A 15392-nucleotide genomic window follows, 5' to 3' on the forward strand; every position below is an offset into this window, starting at 1 on the left:
CGTGTCATCACGCACTACCCCTGCGCGCCATCGCGCCGAATTGGTTCGCACGAACCCGTTGAACACCCTTTCCAAGGCTGTCTCAACCAATGCAGGCACCGTAGGCCGCCAAGCCGCCGTTCTGGCCGCAGCCTCGGGGCTCGTTCTCAGTGTTGGACTCCCGGCCCAGGCCGCTGACACCGACGTTTCGAAGTCGGAATCTTCCAGCACCCAGCAGTTGGTCGCCACCGCAGTTGTTACCGCGGAGCCCACCGCAACGGTTTCCTTCGAAAGCCCCGTTGTGGTCACCAAGGAAGCTCCCAAGGTTCAGCGGGCCTCCCAGCGCACGTCGACCGAAGACCAAGCGAACAGCACCCTCGGTGCCCTGTCCTCCAAGGCCAAGGATGCTGCTTCAAGCGCGGCAGCCTCCGGACTTGCAGCAATTGCCTACACCGGCATCGGCCACCCCTACGTTTGGGGCGGCACTTCCCCCAACGGCTGGGACTGCTCCGGATTTACCCAGTGGGTTTACGCCCAGGCCGGCATCAGCATCCCCCGCGTCAATGCCTGGACGATCATGACCCCCACCAGCACCCCTGCCCCTGGCGACCTCGTCGTTCAGAACGGCGGAGCCCACGTGGGCATCTACGTCGGCAACGGCATGATGATCAGCGCTTTGAACCCCAGCCAGGGCACGCTCCTGCACTCCGTGGCCTCCACCGGCACATCCTCGTTCTACACCCTCCGCTAGGAAATCCCATTCGGGGTAAGCCAGCATGCCCCCCAAGTGCTGGCAGCCCATAACCCGCGTGCGGTCCCAGCGTGCGCGGCTACGAAAAGAGAGTAATCATGACCAGTGCAAACAAGGTTGCACGGCATAGAGCTGAGGCCCCCAAGACCAGCTCACTTGCCGTCATTGCCAAGGCTGTCAGCGACAACGCCGGTGGCGTTGGCCGTCAGGCAGCAGTGATCGCAGCTGCGTCGGGCCTTGTCCTGACCAGCGGAGTTGCTGCCAATGCTGCGGACACCAACGTTCAGCGGGAATCTACGTCTGCTTCCACCCTTGACGTGCAGTCGGTTGCCCAGGCCACCATTGCTGCTGATTCCAGCGTTGCCATCTCCTATGAGCGCCCTGTGGTCAAGACTGAGGAAGCCCCGGCTCCCGTCGTCCAGAAGGCGACCGCCAAGGAAGCTCCGGCTGCCGGTGGCACCGCAACTTTGGCGGTCAACGCTGACGCGTCCGCAGCCAAGGCGCCCGCTGCATCCAGCGGCCTCGGTGCAGCTATCGCTGCAGCGGCCTACGCACAGCTCGGCGTCACACAGGACTGCACCATGCTGGTGACCAACTCGCTGGCCGCGGTCGGTATTCACTTCCACGACTGGCCGGCCGGCTACCTCTCCCTCGGCCGCACGGTCAGTGCAGCTGAAGCCCAGCCTGGCGATCTCGCTTACTACGCCAACGGCGGCTATGGCGGAATGGCACACATCGCTGTTTACGTCGGCAACGGCATGGCAGTCCACGGTGGATGGAACGGATCCACCACGGCACTGTTCAGCGTGAACGTTGGCTCCGGCCCCGTTTTCATCCGCGTCAACGGCTGATCACTTACTTCACGGAACACCCCGCAGGCTCAGGTCGGCGGGGTGTTCTGCTTTAATCACCGGTTTTCGTGGCAGCCAGAGAAGCGGGCTGCCGACACCCAAATCCGGGGGGGCGCAAGTCCGATTCCGTGGCCTCAGGGAATGTGCGCGTCCTCTGCAAGGTGTCCCGCGCATGAATTTTCGCCAACACCACAGCCGAAACGACAGAAAAATTCGTTGATACGGCATACAAGTGCTTACCCTTGTGTTGTCGATCCACAGCCCGTACAAGCAGAGGGCAGCCGGCCCTCGTGCCCCTGACGGGTGCGGCCGTGAAGAGGTACGTGCATGCGCACACTCGTTCTGAATGCTGGATATGAACCGCTGGCGGTAGTAACCTTCCGCCGGGCGCTGGTCCTTGTGCTGACTGGAAAAGCTAGCGTAGTGGCCGAAGGCGACGAGCCTGTCGTCGGGCCACAGGAGATTCTCGGACGACCATCCGTGATCCTTCTTAATCGCTACATCCGGCCCCGGTACAACAGGATCACCGCCGTGAGCCGCCGCGGGGTACTCCGCCGCGACGGCCATCGCTGCGCCTACTGCGGGAAAACAGCCCACACCATAGACCACGTCCACCCCAAATCCAGGGGCGGCGCGGATTCCTGGGAAAACCTGGTTGCGGCGTGTTTGAAATGCAACAACGCCAAGAGTGACCACACGCTCGCCGAGATGGGTTGGAAACTTCGTTTCAAACCCGGCGTGCCCACAGGAACCATGTGGCAGATCAAAGAACTCGAGAAACCTGCGCCGGACTGGGACCCGTTCCTGTTGCCGGAATCCGCCGCCTGATCGATTTCTGTTGCCCTCCCGCCGTCCGGGTACTCTGGGCGGATGGAGTTCAACGCTGTGATTCTGGCGGGTGGCAGGGCCACCCGCCTCGGTGGCGTGCCCAAGCCCGGATTGACGTTCGACGGCGCCAGCCTCCTTTCGCATGCCCTGCAGGCCGCACGAGGAGCCTCCGCTGTGGTTGTGGTTGGTCCGGACACCTCTGGTATCGGCGGTGTCCTGCCTGATGGAGTTCTTAGTGCCCGGGAGGAGCCGGCCTTTGCTGGCCCTGCCGCTGCGATTGCTGCCGGTCTGGCGGCCCTTCATGAGGCGGCGGCTCTTCGGCAGGCAGTCAACCCAGCGCCATGGACGCTCGTCCTGGCTTGCGACATGCCGCACGCCGCCAGGGGCATTGCGCCCCTGTGGGAAGAACTGCGTGCGCACCCCGAAGCGGAGGGCGCCATGGCCGTTTCAGCCGATGGCCGGCAACAGCCTCTCCTGGGGGTTTACAGCACCCGGGCTTTGGAAAGGGAAGTTTCCGCAGCTTCTGCAACTTCGGGGTTAACGAACTCTTCAGTGTTCCGGCTGCTTGCTAGGCTGAACCTGCTGGCCGTTACTGTTCCCGATGGGTCTACCGATGATGTGGACACATGGGAGGACGCTGCGGCCCTGGGCATACACAACGAGCAGGAGGCGGACATGAAGAGCCAGGAAGAGACGCTCGAGGACTGGTGCCGCACACTGTTGCAGGCCTTTGAGCTTGAGGGCGTTGAAGTGGATATCAATGAAGTCCTCGCAGTGGCAGGAGTTGCCGCCCACTCCGTGGTGCGGCCTGCCGCGCCCCTGACTACGTTCATCGCCGGTTACGCTGCTGGTATGGCCAGGGGGATCGGCCAGGCGGCGGACGACACCGCCATGAGCGCCGCCCTTGACCTGGCCCGCCAGGTTGCCAAGCAATACCTGGAGCCCGGGACTGAGGCGGAATGACCGAGGCCCCCGGACAGGGCCACCACGCGGCACACACATGGCATGAGGCCCGGCAGCGCGCCTTCGACGTCGCTGCTCCGATCCCGCCAAGCCCGGTGCCACTGAAGGCCGCCTTGGGAAGGACGCTTGCCTCGGACGCGGTCGCCGTACAGGACATGCCGCACTACGCGTCCTCCGCCATGGACGGCTGGGCCGTCAACGGAACAGGTCCTTGGATTCTTGTTGAGCCCGGACACAGGCTTGCTCCCCACCAGGCCAGTCCCATCGTTACCGGGGGACTCATTCCGCCAGGCGCGAAGGCTGTTTTGCGCACCGAGAGCGGGGTCATTACCACCGACGACGACGGCCTTCCAATCCTTGCGCTTGGCGGGGCAGCGAAGCCGGGGGAGCCCCGCAATGGCCAGCACATCCGCAAGGCTGCCGAAGAAGCTGCAGAAGGGGACGTGCTGCTCAAAGCCGGAACCATCCTCAATCCTGCGCACATCGCCTTGGCTGCCCTGGCCGGCCTGGATGAGCTGGAGGTCCTGGGGAAACCCTTGGTTCGGTTCCTCCTGACGGGCTCGGAAGTTGTGACGCAGGGCGTTCCCGTACCGGGCAAGGTCCGCGATACCTTCGGACCCCAGCTTGGCGCCGTCGTCGAACTCTTGGGTGGCATTCCAGGGGAGCAACTTAAGGTAGGCGACAACTACGACGACTGGCTTGCGGCTTTGCAGGACACCGAGCCTGAACCTGCAGAACCATATGCCACAGCGGAGCCGCCGGCCGACGTCGTTATTACTACGGGCGGGACCGGACGCTCGGGGACGGACCATTTCAGGAGAGCCGTGGCTGAACTGGGTGGCCGGCTGCTGATCGATGGCATTGCCATGCGTCCGGGGCACCCTGCCGTATTGGCGGAGCTTCCGGACGGACGCTTCGTGCTGGGCCTGCCCGGGAATCCGCTTGCCGCCATGATGGCGCTCTTCACGGTTGGCGGGCCGCTGCTCGCAGCGCTCGGCCACAGGAACCTGGAGGACGTTGGTGAGGTTCCCAGCGGTGCGATGATCGACGCCGATCCTGGACGGACGCGCCTGATGCCTTTCAAACTGGTCTACGGATTGGCATCGCCCGCGCAGCACGCAGGTCCTGGAATGATGCGCGGGCTGGCAGGAGCGGATGGCGTCCTGGTGGTCCCGCCACACGGTGTCCAGATGGGGGAGCTGGTCCCCGCCTTTCCCTTGCCTTGGGGCAAACCCCTGCCCATGCCCAAAGCGGGTGAAGGGAAACGAAAGGCGCCGGCCCGGCAACAAAAGAAGGCCCCTTCCGGTCCCGTTGACTGGAGCGCGCTGGAATCCTGAAGGTCCCCGGATGGACGCAGGTGGTAACGGGGTGCCCGGGCTTGCAATGATGGACCCATGAACAGGCATGCTCCCGAACAGGACATCAATGAAGATGACCTGCAAATCCACCCGCCCAAGAAAGCTGCGGCAGGCCTCAAGGCTGTCACTGTCGCCCTTGAAAGGGGCTACTCCCAGGCAGGAGTAGCCCGCACGGTCCGCTCCATGCTCAGGGTTAACCAGCATGACGGCTTTGATTGCCCGGGCTGCGCCTGGCCGGAATCCATCACGGGACGCCGGAGTCCCGCTGAATTCTGCGAGAACGGCGCCAAGGCAATCGCTGAGGAAAGCACCACGCGGACGGTGGGGGCCGAATTCTGGGCAGCACATTCCATCGCAGATCTTGAAGACAAGACCGAATACTGGTTGGGAAGCCAAGGACGGATCGCCGAGCCCGTAGTCCTCAAACCGGGGGATACCCACTATTCCCCGATCAGTTGGACTGATGCCTTTGCCTTGATCGGGGAGCATATCAATGCCACCACGCCCGATCGCTGTGTTTTCTACACCTCCGGCCGGACGGCCAATGAGACCGCGTTCATGTACCAGTTGTTTGCCCGCAGCCTGGGCACCAACAACCTGCCGGACTGCTCCAACATGTGCCATGAGTCCTCGGGCAGCGCGCTGAACCCGACCATCGGAATCGGCAAGGGAACTGTTTCGCTGGAAGACATCCACCACGCTGAACTGGTGTTCGTGGTGGGCCAGAATCCCGGGACCAACCATCCCCGCATGCTGTCCGCGTTGCGTGACTGCAAGAACAACGGCGGAAAGATCGTTGCCGTGAACCCGCTTCCGGAAGCGGGACTGCTGAACTTCAAGGACCCCCAGTCCCTCAACGGCGTGATCGGGGGCGGCACTACTATCGCCGATGAGTTCCTCAAGATCAAGGTCGGTGGCGACCTCGCTCTGTTCCAGGCGCTGGGCCACTTGCTCCTGGAGGAAGAGAAGCGGAACCCGGGGACGGTGGTCGATAAGTCATTTATCGGAAAGCAGACCGAGGGCTTCGAAGCGTACGCGAAGGCACGGTCCCAGCTGGACTGGGATGAGACTGAGCGCGCAACCGGCTTGTCGCGCGGGGAAATCGTCACTGTGGCGGGGCTGATGGCCAAGTCCAAGGCAACCATTATTTGCTGGGCGCTTGGCTTGACCCAGCAGCCGCACTCCGTGGATACGCTGAAGGAGATCATCAACCTGCTCCTGCTCCAAGGCAACTTCGGTAAGCGTGGAGCCGGCGCGTGCCCTGTGCGTGGCCACTCGAACGTCCAGGGTGACCGCACCATGGGTATCTGGGAGAAGCCACGCGAACCCTTCCTTGCCGCGCTGGACAAGGAGTTTGGATTCCGGATGCCCCGCGAGCATGGATATGACTCCGTGGAGACCCAGCACGCCCTGGAAAAGGGGGAGGTGGATGTCTTCGTTTCCATGGGCGGAAACTTTGCTGCAGCCGGTTCTGACACATCAGCATTGGAAGCCGGGCTCAAAACAGCCGGCCTGACTGTCCACATCTCAACCAAACCGAACCGGGCCCACGTGGTGCACGGAAAGACATCCCTGATCCTGCCCACGCTTGGACGCACGGACACGGACGACAAACACCCCAAGGGCAAGCAGTTCCTCTCCGTAGAGGATTCGATGTCGGTCATCCACAAGACGCAGGGCAGGCTGGCTCCGATCTCGGAGCACCTCCTGAGCGAACCCGTCATCGTGGCCCGCATGGCGCAAGCGACACTCGGGGATGACCACGGCGTTGACTGGCGCGCCATGGCTGAGGACTATGACGTGATCCGGGACCACATCTCACGCGTTATTCCGGGGTTCGAGGACTTCAACGCCAGGGTCCGCACGAAGAACGGTTTTGTCCTCCCGAACCCGCCACGGGATACCCGTACCTTCGCCACTGACATCGGCAAAGCACGGTTCACGGTTAGTCCGCTTGAGTATCTTCAAGCTCCAGAGGGCCACTTGATCCTGCAGACGGTTCGTAGCCACGACCAGTACAACACCACGTTCTATGGCCTTGACGACCGCTACCGCGGAGTCTCGGACGCCCGCAGGGTGATCCTGGTCCATGAGGAAGACCTCGCTGGCCTGGGTTTCAAAGACCGTGACCTGGTGGATGTCATTTCCACGTTTGCCGGCACGGAGCGGCGGGCCAACAAGTTCCGGCTGATCGCATACCCCACAGCCAAGGGCTGCGCGGCCGCATACTTCCCGGAAGCCAACGCCCTGGTGCACCGCGAGCTTGTGGCCCGCGAATCGAACACGCCCGGCTACAAGGCCATGACTGTGCGGTTCGTAAAACACCCAGAGGAGAACGGATCCTGACATGGGACGTGTGACCCAGCGCCGAAAGCTGCATAAGTTCGTTCTTGACGGATCGCCCCAGGCCCTGGAACACCCTGTCCGGTACAAAGAAGACGTCCTCGCGGTCGAGGAGCCCCTGGAGATCCGCCTCGGCGATATGTCGTTCTCGGTGACCATGCGGACCCCCGGAGACGACTTCGACCTGGTGGCGGGGTTCCTTGTTTCCGAGGGCATCATCTGGGAGCCGGGGCAACTCGTTTCCGAACGTTTCTGCGCAGGGGAGGACGAGAACGGCGTACAGACCTTCAATGTCGTGGACGCACAGCTGCGACCCGACGTCGAACGTCCGGATACGGGCCGTAACGTCTACACTTCAAGCTCCTGCGGCATTTGCGGCACCGACTCGATCGACGCCGTCCGGAAGTCCTCGCGGCACAGTCCTGCGGACGACGACGTGACCATCCCCGTAAAAGCGCTGGCTGCCCTCCCGGACCGGTTGCGTGAGGCGCAGGCGGTCTTCGCCAAAACAGGCGGCGTCCATGCCGCGGGCCTTTTCAGGGTTCACGACGACGGTACTTCCGAGCTGTTGTGCCTGCGGGAAGACGTTGGCCGCCACAACGCCGTGGACAAAGTGGTGGGTTGGGCTTTGCGGGCAGGCAAGCTGCCGCTGAAAGGAACAGTTCTTCAAGTATCCGGCCGGGCGTCGTTCGAGCTCGTCCAGAAGGCTGCCATGGCGGGCATTCCCGTCCTTGCAGCGGTCAGTGCTCCATCGAGCCTGGCGGCCGAGCTCGCGGACGAAACGGGGATCACGTTGGTGGGCTTCAGCCGCAGTACCAGCCTGAATGTGTACGCGGGGAGGGACAGGATCGTAGGGGTGGAGGCCGGCTGAGGCCCCATTCGTTGCGGATAGTCCTCGATCACTTGGCTATTGAGCTGGAACAACGTAGATTTTATCCATCGATTGGAATCGCCGTGTCCTCTAATAACGCCGTCCATCACGTACCGGCCCGCCAGCCGGCCATGACGCTTTGCCACCAGCCAATGCCTAAGGGGTTTTAATTGCACGACGACCGCCGGATCACTGAACAGCGTCTCGATCGATTCGTTCGGGAACGTCTTCTTCCGGCCATTTACGGTAGGTCCGTCCCGCTGCAGCTGAGCAGCTGGGACGCGCCCGGAGAACCCGTGCCCGCAGCGGAGGCAATGCGCCAGCTTTTCACGCCCCAGGAGCCGGGGGCACCTTGGGGTAAGCCGTGGAGTACCAAGTGGCTCCGGCTCCAGGGTGAAGTTCCGGAAGGCTGGGGTTCAGCCGAGGGGACGGCGGTGGAAATCATCGTGGACCTCGGTTTCAACAGCGACGTGCCGGGGTTCCAATGTGAAGGCACGGCCTGGCGTGCCGATGCCAGCATCATCAAAGCGATCTCGCCGCGTAACTACCACGTTCCGCTGAAGCTGCTCGGCGGCGGATTGTCCGTTGACTTCTATGTTGAGGCGGCAGCCAACCCGGATGTGGCGCAGGGTTGGTCATTTGCGCCTACCCTTTTGGGGGATAAGGCGACCTCGGGCGGGGAACCCCGGTATCGCCTGGGCCGGATTGCCATTGCCGAACTCAACGAGACGGTGTGGGAACTCAACCAGGACGTTTGGACATTGAGCGGGCTCATGCACGAGCTCCCCATGGACCTGCCGCGCCGCCACGAAATCCTTCGGGCCCTGGAACGGATGCTGGACATCATGGATCCGGATGACGTCGCGGGAACGGCTGCCGCAGGCCGCGAGGCATTGGCAGAAGTGCTGAGCCGGCCCGCCTATGCTTCGGCCCACGAACTTGTGGCAACTGGCCATGCGCACATCGATTCTGCATGGTTGTGGCCTGTCCGTGAAACCATCCGCAAGTGTGCCCGCACGTTTTCCAACGTGGTGGCCCTCATGGACGAGGACCCCGACTTCGTCTTCTCGTGCTCCTCAGCCCAGCAGATGGCCTGGATCAAGGAATTTTATCCCGAGCTCTTTGTCCGCATCCGGGAAAAGGTCAGGGCCGGGCAGTTCGTTCCCGTCGGTGGGATGTGGGTTGAATCGGACACCAACATGCCCGGTGGCGAGGCCATGGCGCGCCAGTTCGTGGAAGGCAAGAGCTTCTTCCAAAAGGAATTCGACGTGGAGTGCCAGGAAGCATGGCTGCCCGATTCCTTCGGTTACTCGGGAGCACTGCCACAGATCGTCAAGTCGGCAGGTTTGCGATGGTTCCTTACGCAGAAGATTTCCTGGAACAAAGTGAACCTGATGCCGCACCACACCTTCACCTGGGAAGGCATTGATGGCACCCGGTTGTTCACTCATTTCCCGCCCGTAGACACGTACAACGCAGAGCTCCACGCCCGCGAGCTTGCGCATGCGGAGCGCAACTACCGTGAGCACGGCCGCGGAACCATGTCACTGGTTCCCTTCGGTTATGGCGACGGCGGTGGCGGTCCAACCCGTGAGATGGTGGCCGCAGCACGCCGCACCGCAGATCTTGAAGGTTCGCCCAAGGTCCGGATGGGCACGGCCAAGGACTTCTTCACGGCGGCCGAAGCCGAGTACCGCAACCTCCCGGTGTGGGTGGGCGAGATGTACCTGGAGATGCACCGTGGAACGTACACCAGCCAGGCGAAGACCAAGCGCGGCAATCGGCGCAGCGAACACCTATTGCGTGAAGCAGAACTGTGGTGCTCCACGGCCGCAGTGCGCCTTGGCGAGGCATATGCCTATCCCGAAACGGAGCTCAAGAGGCTCTGGCGGTTGGTGCTCCTGCAGCAATTCCACGACATCCTGCCGGGCAGTTCCATTGCGTGGGTCCACCAGGACGCCGAGCGGAATTACGAGGCGATCGCCCGCGATCTCGAGGTCATCATCGGCCAGGCCGCCCAGGCGCTTGTCGGCCAAGGAGACAAGCAGTTCCTGCTCAATGCGGCCCCGCACAAGAGGGGCGGCGTGCCGGCACTGGCCGTTGGGGAAGCGGTGAAACCGGAGGCAGGTGTTGATGCCGGCGAGAAGGGTGGCGGCTACATCCTGGACAACGGAATCATCCGCGCTGTCGTGGACAGCGACGGCTTGCTGACCTCGCTCATGGACCATGCCACTGGCCGTGAGGCGATGGTGCCCGGTCAGCCCGGCAACCTGCTTGAGCTGTTCAGGGATACTCCCAATGAATGGGACGCCTGGGACATCGAGGAGTTCTACCGGCGCAACGTCACCCAACTGACCCAAGCGGAAACCATCGATCTTGAGCGCACGGAGGAAGGCGCCGTCGTGGTGGTCAAGCGTACGGTTGGTGCCTCCACCATCACGCAACGGATAACGCTCGACGCCGGTGCGGAGTCGCTGGGGATCTCCACCACAGTGGACTGGCAAGAACGCGAAAAGATGCTCAAGATAGCCTTCCCACTGGATGTCCGCGCGGACCGCTCGGCCTCCGAGACCCAGTTTGGCCATGTGTTCCGGCCGACCCACACGAACACATCATGGGATGCTGCGAAGTTCGAGATCTGCGCGCATCGCTGGATCCACGTTGCCGAGCCTGGTTATGGCGTAGCCGTCAGCAACGCTTCCAGCTACGGGCACGACGTCACCAGAGCTGTCCGCGGAGACGGGGGGACGACCACCACCGTCCGTGTCTCGCTGCTGCGCTCCGCCAGGTTCCCGGACCCTGAAGCAGACCGCGGCGAGCACACACTTGAGCTGTCCCTTAGGCCTGGAGCAGGGATCGGGGATGCCGTGGAGGAGGGCTACCGCACCAACTTGAAGCCCCGCTATGTCACTGGTGCCAAGCCAGTGGAACCTCTGCTGTCCGTGTCCAACCCTGCCTTGGTAGTGGAGGCAGTGAAGCTGGCTGAGGATGGCTCCGGAGACGTCATTGTGCGTCTTTACGAATCCTTGGGACAACGCTCAGCCGGTGTTGTCAGGGCCAATTTTGAAGCTCATGGCGTCCTGGCCACGGACCTGCTGGAGCGGCCGGTAGAGGCCCCTGGAGTGAGTGTGGGGCAGGACGCAGCCGAGCTGGTCCTGCGCCCGTTCCAATTGGTCACCTTGCGGTTCGCCCGATAAAGGCTGGGCGCGCCTGAAGGCCGGGCGCGCCTGATGGCTGGGTGGCCTGATGGCTGGGTGGGCCTGGTGGCTGGGCGGGCCGGGGCGACCGCGCGAAGAGCTTTAGACGTCGTGCTGGAGCCGCTTCACGAACAGCTTGGTCCGTTCCTGCCGGGGTGCGCGCAGCACTTCGGCAGCAGGGCCCCGCTCCACCACAACGCCGCCATCCATGAAGATGACCTCATCAGCCACATGTTGGGCGAAGGCCAACTCATGCGTCACGATCACCATGGTCCAGCCTTCCTCGGCGAGTTCCTTGATGACGCCCAGGACGTCACCGACGAGCTCGGGATCCAATGCCGAGGTTGGCTCGTCGAACAACAGCAGCTGGGGCTGGAGCGCCAACGCACGGACGATGCCCACGCGCTGCTGTTGTCCGCCGGAGAGCTCGAACGGATAAGCATCCCGCTTGTCAGCCAGGCCAACCCGCTCAAGCAATCGCTCGGCTTCAGCGATGGCCTCTGCCTTCGGGCGCTTCTGTACCTGGACCGGACCCTCGATGATGTTCTTCAGGACAGTCATGTGCGGGAACAAGTTGTAGTGCTGGAACACCATGGCACTGCGGTCCCGCAGCGCAGCGATCTCCCTCTTGCCCACTTTGGCGCCGAAATCGATCGAGAGGCCGTCAGACGTCTCGCTTGCAGGGCCGGAGCCGGGGCCCGTGCCGCCAAAGGTGACAGTACCGGCGTCGGGAATTTCAAGGCCGTTAAGCGAGCGCAAGACAGTGGTCTTGCCCGAACCTGAGGGACCGATGAGGGCCACCACCTGGCCGCGCCGGATGTCGATATCGATGTCGCGGAGCACTACGTTGTTGCCGAAGGCTTTAGCGAGGTTCCGGGCCTTGAGGACCGAGGTGACGCGTGGTTCGCGCTGTTGAGGTGCATCAGTGGGCGACATAACGGTCCAATCTCCGTTCCACGGCGGACTGCGCGGTGGAAAGGACCAGGCAGATGACCCAGTAAACCAGGGCTGCCTGCAGGTACAGGGCCATGAACTCCTGGCTGAACGCAGCGATTTGCTGGGCGTTGCGGAAGAGTTCAGTGACCAGGATGAGTGAAGCGAGCGAAGTGTCCTTAACCAGGGAAATGAAGGTGTTGGACAAGGGTGGAACGGACACGCGTGCCGCTTGCGGAAGGATGATGCGCACCAGCGCTTGGGGGCGGGACATCCCGATGGTGTGACCGGCTTCCCATTGTCCCTTGGGCACTGAAAGTATCGCAGCCCGGATGATCTCGGCAGCGTAGCCGCCCACGTTCAAGGAGAAGGCGATGATGGCGCTCGGCCAGGGATCCAGTCGGATGCCAATGCTGGGAAGGCCGAAGAAAATCACGAACAGCTGCACCAGCAGAGGAGTACCCCGGATAACCGAGACGTAGAAGCGACCTATGCCGGACAGCAGCCAATTCGAGCTCAGCCGCAACAGCGCCACCACCAAGGCCAACACCAGGCCCACAGCAAAGGAGGCCAGCGTAAGGGGGATGGTGCCCGTTACGGCACCGCTGATGATCGGCCCGAAGGAACTCCAGATGAGGTCCCAGTTCATTTATTTGGTGACATCCGCACCGAAGTACTTTTCGGAGATCTTCGTCAGGGTTCCATCTGCCCGGAGGTCATCCAGCGCCTTGTCTACAGCCTTGGTCAGCTCTGTGGAACCCTTCCGGAACACCATGGCGCTCTCGGTCTTGTCCGGCGCTTCGGCGGCCACCTTCAATCCGGAATCGGGTGTGGTTTTCGCGTAGTCCAGGTAGGTGAGTTTGTCGTTCACCGTTGCGTCCACGCGTCCCTGCTGTACGAGGGTGGCCGACTGGGCCCAGCCTTCCACTGCCTGAACGTTGGCGCCGGCCTCTACGGCCATCTTGTAGAAGTTGCTGGTCAGCGACTGCGCGGTGGTCTTGCCCTTGAGGTCGGCGAAGCTGTTGATGCTGGAATTGTCCTTCTTGGTCACTACAACGCCGGTGGAGACGGTGTAGGGCTTGGAGAACTCGTACTTGGCTTTGCGCTCGGCATTGATGGAGATCTGGTTGGCGATGGTATCGAAGCGCTTGGCGTCCAAGCCCGCAAAAATGCCATCAAATTGCGTCTCTTGGAAGCTCGCCTTCACGCCCAGCTTTTCAGCCACCGCTTTGGCAATCTCGACGTCGTAGCCCGTCAGTTCACCAGCGCCCTCGGCATGGAAGCTGAACGGGCGGTAGGTTCCTTCCGTTGCGATGACGAGTTCGCCCTTGGATTTCACATCGGACAAGGATGTATCGCCACCGGACTGGGCTGGAGTGGGACCGCCACCGCAGGCAGAGAGCGCAAGGGCGGCGGCGGCCAGGGTAGCGGCGAAAAGAGAACGGCGGGAGCGAAGGCTGGTCATGGAGCCATCTTAGTCGCGGGCCAATGCGGATTCCCGGCAGGGAAGGCTTGGAGACTTGTGGAAGGGGTGGTTAAAAAGGCTGAGTGGGGGCGGTCCCCAACAGCCCGCCACCACTCATCCCCCCAATTGTGATCACGTGGGCGCCACATTCACCGGAAACCCGTTCTCTGATTCCGGTGCCAGGCTGCAACCGCGTTCACACATTCATGATTGTGCCACGATCTAATGGTTTTGTGAAAGTCTTACGCTGTGCGTCTTGCTTTGCGTCTGGCAAATGCCTTGGAAAACCAGATCCCGGCGAGCCCAATGGCCGTGGCCAGCACGGCGGAGTAGTTAATCAGGGAACGCAGCCACAGGTGCACCAGCGGGATCAGTGGGAAGAGCTGGGACAGCAACAGCAACGCCAGCCCAACAAACAGGAGGGCCGAGGCGGCACGCAGCAGCGCAGGGTAGCGGCCTACGACGGTCCGCCAGATTGCGGGCAACAAACAGGCTGATACATATCCGGGATAGAAGCGGCCCAGAGCCGCGTAAGCCTCCATGGATGGTCCCCAGGTCAGCCCTGTCATGCCCACCGTGGAACCGCGCGTGTCTGTGATGGCAAAGAAGAACGTGGTCAGTGCCACCGTGATTCCCAGGACCGTCAGCCCCCAAGGGCCACGAATAGCCCGTTCCGCTGATCTGGAAGCGAAACCCATGGCAATCTTGATGCCCATCAGCAGGAAGGTGCCGTAGAGCAGGAACCGCAGAATCAGGTTCGTTACGTTAACGCCGCCGAGCAGGGCATCGATGGCAAGGTACGGGCCTTCGATGCTGAGGAGGATATCCAGGGTGATCAGCGCGAAAATGTAGAAAACCACCCGGTTCTCACCCCTGAGCAGGCTCGGAATCCGCGCGATGGTGATCGCCAGGCACACAATCAGCGTTGCCCAAGGCAGGACAGCCGTCATCCGAGATTCTCCCAAATTCGTTCAGTTCGTTCGTGGTCTTGTTCCTGACGGCGCAGCGTTTTGCCCAGCGCCTGGAGTCGTTCGCCTGCCAGGGTCACCAGCTCGCCCAGCGTCATCCGGTCGAGTGCTTCCTGGCGTCCGTTGGGCGACCAGCCGGCTTCGGCTTCGGTGATCAGCCCTCCGGCGACCAGCCCGCCCGCCGGTCCGACGCCGGCAGCCCGCGACGTCGCGATGGCCAGCTCGGGAGGAAGCCTGTTGGCTGTCAGGTGGGCGGAGAAGTTCTGTGGTGCGATCCCGGTGGCTTCGCTGACCCGGTGCCGCAACTCGCCGTCGTCGATTGCATCCACCCAGTTGCGCACCGCGGTGGGGTGCGGTGTTGGCGATAGTCCCGTGACGGAGACGGACCCCGGCTCACTGCGTTCCACCACCGCGCGCAACAAATCCATGGTGGCTATCTGGCTCACCAGTTCATCAGGCGTGGGTGGGACGGGATCGCCCCGAAGGTCTGCGTAGAGGTCAAACGTGGCCAGGGCTTGGACGGGACTGATGTGGTAACCCCGGCTGATGCTGACCAGCGTTGACTCCGCCACCTTGCCGCGGACCAGCTGTTGGGCCAGCGTTGTCCGTTTTATCCCGGAAATCCTGCAGACGTCCGCTGTGCTGGCGTTGGGTGCAACGCCGTGAAGCCAGCGTTGGAACGCCTTGGACGGTAAGGGCATGGAGGGCTTTCTGGGGTATTTCAAACGGGCAAGTCCGGCATCTTCCAAAAAGGAACCGGAGCGAAGGTACGGATTGATTTTACGCCGACGCCACATTGAATTATGCTTGATGCTTGAACCCGTTGGTCCGTACACCCCCCAAGTCCGGACCAGCGGGTTTTTCCATGCCCTTGGGAATCACGGG

Annotated in this window: 13 protein-coding genes; 8 read left to right on the forward strand and 5 right to left on the reverse strand. The window is 62.5% G+C overall.

The genetic code is table 11. The features are described 5' to 3' along the window. The first annotated feature begins 1 nt into the window (after window position 1). The 8 genes from AC6I99_RS05155 to AC6I99_RS05190 all read left to right on the forward strand — a co-directional run bounded on the left by AC6I99_RS05155 (window position 2) and on the right by AC6I99_RS05190 (window position 11141). The gene (locus AC6I99_RS05155) at window positions 2–730 is read left to right on the forward strand and encodes a C40 family peptidase (RefSeq protein ID WP_263422282.1); all 729 of its coding nucleotides are present in this window, start codon (window positions 2–4) and stop codon (window positions 728–730) included. 98 nt (window positions 731–828) lie between these two features. After that, the gene (locus tag AC6I99_RS05160; protein ID WP_224093696.1) at window positions 829–1581 is read left to right on the forward strand and encodes an NlpC/P60 family protein; all 753 of its coding nucleotides are present in this window, start codon (window positions 829–831) and stop codon (window positions 1579–1581) included. 327 nt (window positions 1582–1908) lie between these two features. Then, entirely contained in the window at window positions 1909–2409 is a 501-nt protein-coding gene (locus AC6I99_RS05165; RefSeq protein ID WP_216926047.1) for an HNH endonuclease, read from the forward strand. A 42-nt stretch (window positions 2410–2451) separates the two neighbouring features. Then, window positions 2452–3372, forward strand: a complete 921-nt coding sequence (locus tag AC6I99_RS05170; protein ID WP_497946159.1) for an NTP transferase domain-containing protein — start codon at window positions 2452–2454, stop codon at window positions 3370–3372. Continuing rightward, complete coding sequence (locus AC6I99_RS05175) at window positions 3369–4709, forward strand: molybdopterin molybdotransferase MoeA (RefSeq protein WP_497946158.1); 1341 nt, start codon at window positions 3369–3371, stop codon at window positions 4707–4709. Before AC6I99_RS05170 ends, AC6I99_RS05175 begins: the two co-directional genes overlap by 4 nt. A gap of 57 nt (window positions 4710–4766) precedes the next feature. Beyond that, on the forward strand, window positions 4767–7076 hold the full coding sequence (locus tag AC6I99_RS05180; RefSeq protein ID WP_497946156.1) for an FdhF/YdeP family oxidoreductase: 2310 nt from the start codon (window positions 4767–4769) through the stop codon (window positions 7074–7076). Window position 7077: 1 nt separating this feature from the next. Beyond that, window positions 7078–7944, forward strand: coding sequence for a formate dehydrogenase accessory sulfurtransferase FdhD (gene fdhD, locus AC6I99_RS05185; protein WP_224093708.1), 867 nt, complete (start codon window positions 7078–7080; stop codon window positions 7942–7944). Window positions 7945–8114: 170 nt separating this feature from the next. Then, entirely contained in the window at window positions 8115–11141 is a 3027-nt protein-coding gene (locus AC6I99_RS05190; protein ID WP_309926932.1) for an alpha-mannosidase, read from the forward strand. A gap of 102 nt (window positions 11142–11243) precedes the next feature. Here the strand turns inward: AC6I99_RS05190 and AC6I99_RS05195 are convergent, their stop codons facing one another. From AC6I99_RS05195 to AC6I99_RS05215, 5 genes are all read right to left on the reverse strand, one after another. Continuing rightward, the gene (locus AC6I99_RS05195; protein ID WP_309926934.1) at window positions 11244–12077 is read right to left on the reverse strand and encodes an amino acid ABC transporter ATP-binding protein; all 834 of its coding nucleotides are present in this window, start codon (window positions 12075–12077) and stop codon (window positions 11244–11246) included. Then, the gene (locus AC6I99_RS05200; RefSeq protein ID WP_224093714.1) at window positions 12064–12723 is read right to left on the reverse strand and encodes an amino acid ABC transporter permease; all 660 of its coding nucleotides are present in this window, start codon (window positions 12721–12723) and stop codon (window positions 12064–12066) included. Before AC6I99_RS05200 ends, AC6I99_RS05195 begins: the two co-directional genes overlap by 14 nt. Next, on the reverse strand, window positions 12724–13539 hold the full coding sequence (locus AC6I99_RS05205; RefSeq protein WP_309926938.1) for an amino acid ABC transporter substrate-binding protein: 816 nt from the start codon (window positions 13537–13539) through the stop codon (window positions 12724–12726). Window positions 13540–13781: 242 nt separating this feature from the next. Then, window positions 13782–14489 carry a hypothetical protein gene (locus tag AC6I99_RS05210; protein WP_309926940.1) on the reverse strand — a complete coding sequence of 236 codons (708 nt, stop codon included), beginning with the start codon at window positions 14487–14489 and terminating at the stop codon, window positions 13782–13784. After that, a complete protein-coding gene (locus AC6I99_RS05215; protein WP_309926942.1) occupies window positions 14486–15208 on the reverse strand; it encodes a hypothetical protein in 723 nt (240 codons plus the stop codon). The genes AC6I99_RS05210 and AC6I99_RS05215 overlap by 4 nt, the downstream gene beginning before the upstream one ends. Window positions 15209–15392: the final 184 nt, after the last annotated feature.

The sequence above is a fragment of the Arthrobacter sp. TmtSoilC77 genome (genome assembly GCF_059739415.1).